Genomic DNA, 2,545 nt, shown 5'->3' with positions numbered 1-2,545 from the left:
CCGATTGAACAAAATCGCTGCGCGATGGCCTGCCAAGGCTGTGGCGCAGTTTTATTTTTATTAAAAAAGCAGTGGAATTACTTTCCATAATCCGTTATTGTTAAGTTACCACACGAAACAACTGAACTAAGAAAGCTCCACTGCCTATGATAAGAATAACATTTTCCAGTCTCTTCCGCAATCGGAATTATGACGCTAACGCACCTCCGAATAGGTAGATGTAATTATTAACACTACTTATTCTGGAGGTTTTATTATGTATAAAGATATTTTTGAATCCATCCGCAATGAAGCGGAAAAACGTAACCTGCGTGAAAGAACTATTCAACTGTATTGCTCTGATGTCAGTTACTTCCTTCGTTGGATTGGAAAAAATGTTTCTGATCTTACACTTGAAGATGCGGAAAGTTTTCTTACTGCCAAACGTCTGGAAGGAAGGTCTCCTGAAACTCACAATCACTATCGGTCTGCAATCAAGTTCTTATATAAAAAGGTGCTGAAGATTCTCTGGGATGATGACACTGTTCCGGCTATGAAAAGAGAGCGAAATCTTCCTGCTGTTCTATCCCGCGATGAAATAAATGCAATCATTGACGCCACTCCGAATCTGAAGCATAAAGCGATTATTGCAACTATGTATTCTTCCGGATTACGTGTATCAGAGGTTGTTCATCTTCATTATGATGACATTTCACGTACCAACATGACAATTCATGTTCGTGAAACCAAAGGCAGAATTGACAGGTATACAATTCTGTCTCAAAAAAATTTAGACCTTCTCACAGAGTATTGGTACAAATGTGGTCGCCCTAAAGATATCCTTTTCCCAAGTTCCTGGTCCGGTGGATATCTTGATATAGCCAGTGTTAACCAGTTCTTTAAGAAAAGTGCCAAACTCGCCGGCATTAACCGTCATGTTTCCTCTCATGCGTGCCGTCATAGTTTTGCCAGCCACCTATTCGAAAGTGGCACAGATATAAAATATATCCAGTCACTTCTGGGACATGTTGATCCTCGCTCTACAGATGTTTACCTTCATGTGAGCAACAAGACACTTCTTGGAATCCGCAGCCCGTTCGACAACCCAGAAGGTGGTAAATCATGAGTAAGGATTGTACGATTCAGGATGTTTTTCATCGTTTTTATCCATCTTTTGAATCCACACATAGTATTTCTCTCGCTCAGCGAAAGGCCGCTTATCACATCATGAATTGCAAAACCGGTGCCTTTGGTGTGAATGTAAGCGTATGCGAGGACTGCGGCTGCATGTCAGTCCACTATAACTCCTGCCGTGACAGATGCTGTCCTATGTGTCAGGAGTTTCCAAAAGAAAAATGGGTAGATGCACGGCGTGAGGATATCTTAGATGCTCCTTATTTCCATGTAGTTTTTACAGTTCCAGAAGAACTTAATCCCATTATCTACAGCAACCAGAAATTCTTATACACTGCTCTTTATCATGCGGCTTCAGATACTCTCAGTGAACTTGCTGCTGATAGTAAATATCTTGGGACTGATATCGGCTATATTTGTATCCTCCATACATGGGGAAGCACCATGAATTTTCATCCTCATATCCATGCGATTGTTCTTGGTGGAGGGCTGGATGTGAAAAATCATTGGAAAGACAACGGGAAAGAGTTTTTTCTTCCGATTAAGGTGATCTCCAAAATATTTCGTGGAAAATATATGGCTGAACTTAAGCAGCTCTGGGAAAATGACAGGCTTGAATTTCATGGATCGGCTGCACCTTACAAAAACTACTATACTTTCAAGGAATTATTAAATACCTGCTATACAAAGGAATGGATTCTTTATTGCAAGAAACCATTTGACGGTGCCGAATCTGTCATCAGATACCTTGGAAAATACACCCACCGGATTGCTATCAGCAACTACCGTATCAAAGACATGACAGAATCTACAGTTACTTTTTCCGCTAAAGATTACAAAAACCAAGGGCTTTGGAAAGAGATCACCATATCCGGCGAGGAATTTATCCGTCGATTTTTAATGCATGTTCCTCCAAAACGTTTTGTACGTATCAGGCACTATGGTCTTCTTTCATCCAGAAATAAGAAGAAAAAGATTACCCTATGCAGAAACATCCTTGGTTGCAAAAAATATATTTCCAAGCTGAAAGATATGGATGCACCTGCCATTATCCGTCTTCTTTATAATAAAGATATATGCAAGTGTTCTTCCTGTGGTGGTAAGATTATTCCTCTGCCTACAAAACCACATTTTATAAAACCAAAACCACATATGCTCTGTTAACGTATCATAACTGTATATTTTTTTAGCTTCCTTAGGGAGGCTTATTTCTGGTGTCATAATACAGGACTGAATTATAAATTCTATGTGTTTCTATGTGTACACGCTATCCTATTATAAATAGAGTGTCATAATTAAAAGTCCATATAGAGTTGACGCGCTTTGTTCAACCAGAAAAAATCGAAATTGATGCAAACGAAAGGGCAGTTAATGAAAAGTCTCCATACTGCTTTTTCGTTTGCACCACCTTCGATTCTTTCCTTAACGATTT

Annotated in this window: 2 protein-coding genes; both read left to right on the top strand. The window is 39.5% G+C overall.

What is annotated here, in order from left to right:
• The first annotated feature begins 256 nt into the window (after positions 1-256).
• The gene (locus LI074_RS16865; RefSeq protein WP_055060816.1) at positions 257-1,105 is read left to right on the top strand and encodes a tyrosine-type recombinase/integrase; all 849 of its coding nucleotides are present in this window, start codon (positions 257-259) and stop codon (positions 1,103-1,105) included.
• The gene (locus LI074_RS16860; RefSeq protein ID WP_128868230.1) at positions 1,102-2,277 is read left to right on the top strand and encodes an IS91 family transposase; all 1,176 of its coding nucleotides are present in this window, start codon (positions 1,102-1,104) and stop codon (positions 2,275-2,277) included. Before LI074_RS16865 ends, LI074_RS16860 begins: the two co-directional genes overlap by 4 nt.
• Positions 2,278-2,545: the final 268 nt, after the last annotated feature.

Source organism: Blautia sp. MSK18_10 (assembly GCF_020553185.1).
GTDB classification, from domain to species: domain Bacteria; phylum Bacillota; class Clostridia; order Lachnospirales; family Lachnospiraceae; genus Blautia_A; species Blautia_A wexlerae.
The sequence above is the reverse complement of the archived record's forward strand: the minus strand, read 5'-3'. Positions and strand labels throughout refer to the sequence as shown.

Excerpts from the sequence above, each read along its gene's own strand:
- LI074_RS16865 (WP_055060816.1), top strand. The coding sequence starts at position 257 with ATGTATAAAGATATTTTTGAATCCATCCGCAATGAAGCGGAAAAACGT.
- LI074_RS16860 (WP_128868230.1), top strand. The coding sequence starts at position 1,102 with ATGAGTAAGGATTGTACGATTCAGGATGTTTTTCATCGTTTTTATCCA.